Origin of the sequence: Parasphingorhabdus sp. (genome assembly GCF_036963705.1) — a bacterium.
Taxonomy (GTDB): Bacteria; Pseudomonadota; Alphaproteobacteria; order Sphingomonadales; family Sphingomonadaceae; genus Parasphingorhabdus.
The window spans coordinates 1-5169 of sequence record NZ_JBALUT010000114.1 but is presented as its reverse complement, the minus strand read 5'-3'; the positions used below and the strand labels follow the sequence as shown (position 1 = coordinate 5169).

Sequence of the window (5169 nt, the reverse complement as noted above, 5' to 3'; positions counted from 1 at the left end):
CGGCGATTCCGCCTGCGGCCATGTCCGCTATTCGACCACCGGTGCAGGCACGTTGCGCAACGTCCAGCCGCTCGAAGCGGACCTCGCTTCCGGCGGATTTGCGATCGCCCATAATGGCAATATTTCCAACGCCCTGGCGTTACGAGACGAGCTCGTCCGCCATGGCTCGATTTTCCAGTCGACCAGCGATACCGAGGTCATCATCCATCTCGTCGCGACGTCGAAATATCGTACCTTGCTCGACAAGTTCATCGATGCCTTGCGACAGGTCGAAGGCGCCTATTCGCTGATCTGCATGACCGCAGAAGGCATGATTGCCTGCCGCGATCCGCTCGGCATTCGTCCGCTGGTGATGGGCCGGATCGGTGAAGCCTATGTCTTCGCTTCCGAAACCGTTGCGCTCGATCTGGTTGGCGCGGAATATGTCCGCAGCGTCGAACCCGGCGAACTGATCGTGGTCACAAACGGTGAACTTCGCTCCCATCGTCCGTTTCCCAACAACCAGGCAAGACCCTGCATTTTCGAACATGTCTATTTCTCTCGGCCCGATTCGATTGTCGACGGCAATTCGGTTTACAGCGTGCGCAAAGGCATTGGTGCGCAGCTGGCGATCGAAAGCCCTGTTGTCGCGGATTATGTCATTCCGGTACCGGACAGCGGCACCCCGGCGGCGCTCGGTTTTTCCGAAGAATCGGGCATCCCGTTCGAACTGGGGATCATCCGCTCGCATTATGTCGGCCGTACATTCATCCAGCCGACCGACGGTGTTCGCCATCTCGGCGTCAAGCTCAAGCACAATGCCAACCGCCCTCTGGTCAACGGCAAGAAAATCGTACTGGTCGACGACTCGATCGTGCGCGGCACCACCAGCCTGAAAATCGTCCAGATGATGCGCGAAGCCGGCGCAGCCGAAGTCCATATGCGGATCGCCAGCCCGCCAACGATGCACAGCTGCTTCTATGGCGTGAACACGCCGAAGCGTGAAAAATTGCTCGCGGCCCGTAAATCGATCGAGGAAATGCGCGAATTCATTCAGGCCGACAGCCTCGCTTTCGTTTCGATCGACGGCCTCTACCGCGCTGCGGGCGAAGAGACCCGCCATGATATCCAGCCGCAATATTGCGACGCCTGTTTCACCGGCGCCTATCCGACTGTTCTCACCGACCGCGATGGTGAGGAAGAACCCGACCAGTTGACCATGCTCAACGAACGGTCAGATTCATCCGGTACCGCACGGGACCATGAACCATCTGGCGACCTGCCTCGCCTCAAGCAAACAGCGAACTGACTATGAAATTTGAAGGTCAACTGGCGCTCGTTACGGGTGCGAGCCGCGGTATCGGTGCGGCAACCGCTTTGGCATTGGCCAAGGAAGGCGCCCATGTCGTGATCACCGCACGCAGCGCCGACGATCTGGAAAAGATCGAAGAGCAAATCCATCAGGCTGGCGGTAACGCGACCATCGCACCGCTCGACTTGACCGACGGCGACAGTATCGGGCGTCTGGCTACCGCGATTTCCAGTCGCTGGGAGGGGCTCGACATGCTGGTTCTCAACGCTGCCATGCTGGGATCGCTCGGGCCGGTTCCGGCGATTGACGGCAAGGAATATAACAAGATCATCACCCTCAATCTGCTCGCGCAGCAAGCGTTGATCGCAGGTTTTGACCCGATGCTCCGCAAGAGCGCGGATGCACGGCTGATCGCGATCACCAGCAGCGTCGGTCGCAACCCGCGCGCATTCTGGGGCGCTTATGGGTCGTCAAAGGCCGCGCTTGAAACACTTGTGCTGAGTTACGGTGAAGAAATGCGCAATTTGGGCAAGATTCGCACGGCAATTGTCGATCCCGGCAAGACCCGCACCGAAATGCGCGCCAGCGCCTATCCCGGCGAAGATCCGGAAAGCGTAAAACTACCAGCGGTCGTCGCCGACCGGCTGGTAGAGATACTCGCCAGCGACTTCGAAACCGGCGAGCGGTTCGCAGTCAGCTAGCCGACATCACTCGGCGGGCGCCGCTTCGCTATCCACATAGGCCTGCACCGCGCGATAAAATGCATCGCGCCCAACCTTCTTGTCGTCCGGAGTCGCGCGCGGCCAGTTGCCATTGCCGGCAATCACCAGCTTGCGCTTCGGATCGATAAATATTCCCTGGCCGAAAATGCCCTGCGCAGCATAGCTGCCGTCATCATAGGTCCACCATTGATAGCCATAGCCGCGGCCTTCTACGCCGATGTCGGCCTGCTTCGTGCCGGCCTTGTCATACCAGCCAACGGGCACGACTTGATTCTCGCCAATTTTCCCGCCGTTCATCGCAAACTGGCCAAACAGCGCAAAATCGCGGGTGGTGGCAGAGATACAGCAGCCGCCGATTTCCTTGCCACCATCATTCAATATCCAGACCGCATCCTTGGCCATGCCATAAGGCTGCCAGACTTTTTCGGAGAGATATTCCGAGAGTGACTTACCGGTCGCCTTGGCAACCAGCACACCGATCAAATTGGTTTCGCCGGTATTATATTGCCAGCGCGTGCCGGGCTTGGCTTCGTTGACCAGCGTCTTCATGTAGAGGATGACCGGATCAACACCGTCTTTCGACTTGGTGGTATTGAACCGCGCTACATCGCTGTCTTTATCTTCATAATCCTCGTTCCATCTCACGCCTGAAGTCATCGTCAGCAGCTGTTCGACGGTCACGCCATCATAGCCACTGCCGGTCAGTTCCGGGATATAGTCGGTCAGCGGATCATCGAGCGACTTGATCGCGCCATCCTTGATCGCGGCACCGACCAGCGACGATACCAAAGACTTGGCGACCGAAAAGCTGGTCCAGCGATCATCCGGGCCAAAATCCATGCGATATTCTTCGAGCCGGATCTTGCCGTCTTGCAACACAACCAGTCCTGCCAGTCGCTGATCGGCCATATATTCATCGATCGACAATCCGGGAGCAGAATCACCTTCCACCGCTGGTAAGGTCGCCGGGAAGGCATCTCCCGATTTCAGAACACGAATAGTGTCACCCGCTTCGATCGTCCGCGTGGTCGCCAACAGCTCCATCTGGCGAAACGCATTGTCGCGTTGGTCTTGGGTCCAGAACAGCACGTTTTCGTCAGTCGGCAAGCCGGCGGCATCGGCCGCGACTTTCTGGACCTTCTCGCAGGCCGTCAGGCTGACGCAGGCCGTGGCCAGCATCGCCAGTTTCACCAAATTTCTCATCGTTACGCTCTCCCTGTTTAACGGACCCGCTTTGGCAGATTCTCGTCATTGGTCTTTGATCAACGTCACTTGTGCGACACCAATACCGCCACCGCGAAACCCGCCTTCACAATAAGCGAGATAAAAACGCCACAGTCGGACGAACCGCTCGTCGAATCCGGTCGGCAATGCCCCGCGGTCGACCGCCTGGTCAAAACGTTCACCCCAGATCCTCAGCGTCTCCGCATAATCGAGGGAAAAGTTTTCCTGATCGCTCCACTGCAAACCGCGTGCTTCAGCCAGTGCGCGGAAGCGGCTTTCCGAAAGCAACATGCCGCCGGGGAATATATAAGTCTGGATAAAGTCCGCGCTCGACGCATATTGTTCGAATATATCGTCCGCAATGAAGATATATTGCAGCGCCGCCCGGCCGCCGGGTTTCAAATTGCGTTCGATGCAATCAAGAAAATCCGGCCAATATTGCTGACCGACCGCTTCGACCATTTCGACGCTGGCTATCGCATCATATTGGCCTTCGACATCGCGGTAATCCTGAATGAGATATTGGGCCTCGGGATGATGTTCCCGCGCCCACGAAGTCTGTTCGTCGGACAGTGAAATTCCGGTTACTTCCAGACCATGATCGCGTGCCAGACTGCCCGAAAGCGTGCCCCAGCCGCAGCCGATTTCAAGCACGCTGTCGCCCGGCCTGGTCGATAGCCTTTGCGCTATGGCCTCGATCTTGTTGCGCTGACCACTAGCTAGGTCATTGTTTTTATCTGTAAAAATTGCGCTAGAATAGCTCATACTCTCATCAAGCCAGAGCCGGTAAAAATCATTGCCGAGATCATAATGATATTGGATATTCTGCCGCGCGCGCCTTTTGTCATTGCCGCGCTTCTTGTGTCGTCGCTTGACAATCCAGTTGAAGAAACCCGATGCCCGGCCAGTGTTTTTCAGGCCCTCGCGGTTGCGGGTAAACAGATCAAACACCGACACCAGATCGGTGCTCTCCCACTCACCCAGCTCCCATGCCCGATACCAGCCGACCGACCCGCCGTTGATCAAGCGCAGCAAAGCGTTCCAGCTGTGCAGTTCGATCGTTGCCATCGGGCCGTCGCCACGGCCTCCCAATATTCTAGTCGTACCGTCGGGCAACTTTCCCTCGAAAGTACCATGGTCCATTCCGGCATCGATCCGGTCGAGAATATGGTGAAAACCGGGAGCGAACAGGCGCGTGAAAAAACCGCTACCGGTAGCAAAGCGTTTGCGCGCATCAAGCAGATGCTGCCCGCGTTTGAGAGTTTCGACGTTCATGATGCAAATATGGACTAGCGCTAAGCGCTTGGCAACGTAGAACTATCCCTTAGGTCCTGCCTCCGGTTCAACGACCCGGCGCGGCGGCCGATCCGGCGAGAATGCCGCCGTCGATATTCAGTTCTGATCCGGTAATATAGCTAGCCTCGTCCGAGGCCAACATCACCGCAATCGCCGCCACTTCACTGGCTTTCCCAAAGCGCTTCAGCGGTGTATCACGGACGAGTGCATGTTGCGACGCCGCCCGCTCCTCACCGACACCAAGCATCGGTTCCCACATCGGGGTCATGATCGCGGCGGGATGGATAGAATTGCAGCGGATCTGCCAGCCTTGCTGAGCGCAATAGAGCGCAACCGATTTGGTGTGATTGCGAATGGCCGCTTTGGAAGAGGCATATGCAGCCGCGCCCGGTATGCCGACCAGCCCCGATCGCGACGAGATATTGATGATCGAGCCGCTCCCCTTGTCCTTCATCGCCCGGATCGCATAGCGGCAGCCGAGAAAGGTCCCGTCAAGATTTACCCGGTGGACCGCGCGCCAGTCTTCAAGCGTGGCATTTTCAGGGTCGTGCGGACCAATGCCCTTCTCGAAACCGGTCACACCGGCATTGTTTACGACAACATCAGCGGCCGGATGCAAGGCGGCTAGCCGTTCCC

At 57.6% G+C, this 5169-nt stretch carries 5 protein-coding genes; 2 read left to right on the top strand and 3 right to left on the bottom strand.

Annotation, left to right across the window (positions count from 1 at the left end; all coding sequences use genetic code 11):
• Nucleotides 1-1288: amidophosphoribosyltransferase (gene purF, locus V7680_RS14865; protein ID WP_335654044.1), on the top strand; the 1288-nt coding region annotated here is incomplete at its 5' end.
• 2 nt (nt 1289-1290) lie between these two features.
• Nucleotides 1291-1992, top strand: a complete 702-nt coding sequence (locus V7680_RS14860) for an SDR family NAD(P)-dependent oxidoreductase (RefSeq protein WP_335654043.1) — start codon at nt 1291-1293, stop codon at nt 1990-1992.
• A 6-nt stretch (nt 1993-1998) separates the two neighbouring features.
• Here the strand turns inward: V7680_RS14860 and V7680_RS14855 are convergent, their stop codons facing one another.
• From V7680_RS14855 to V7680_RS14845, 3 genes are all read right to left on the bottom strand, one after another.
• The gene (locus tag V7680_RS14855; protein WP_335654042.1) at nt 1999-3216 is read right to left on the bottom strand and encodes a serine hydrolase domain-containing protein; all 1218 of its coding nucleotides are present in this window, start codon (nt 3214-3216) and stop codon (nt 1999-2001) included.
• Nucleotides 3217-3261: 45 nt separating this feature from the next.
• Entirely contained in the window at nt 3262-4512 is a 1251-nt protein-coding gene (locus tag V7680_RS14850; protein WP_335654041.1) for a cyclopropane-fatty-acyl-phospholipid synthase family protein, read from the bottom strand.
• Between the two features lie 67 nt (nt 4513-4579).
• On the bottom strand, nt 4580-5169 hold a 590-nt coding region (locus V7680_RS14845; RefSeq protein ID WP_335654040.1), incomplete at its 5' end, for an SDR family oxidoreductase.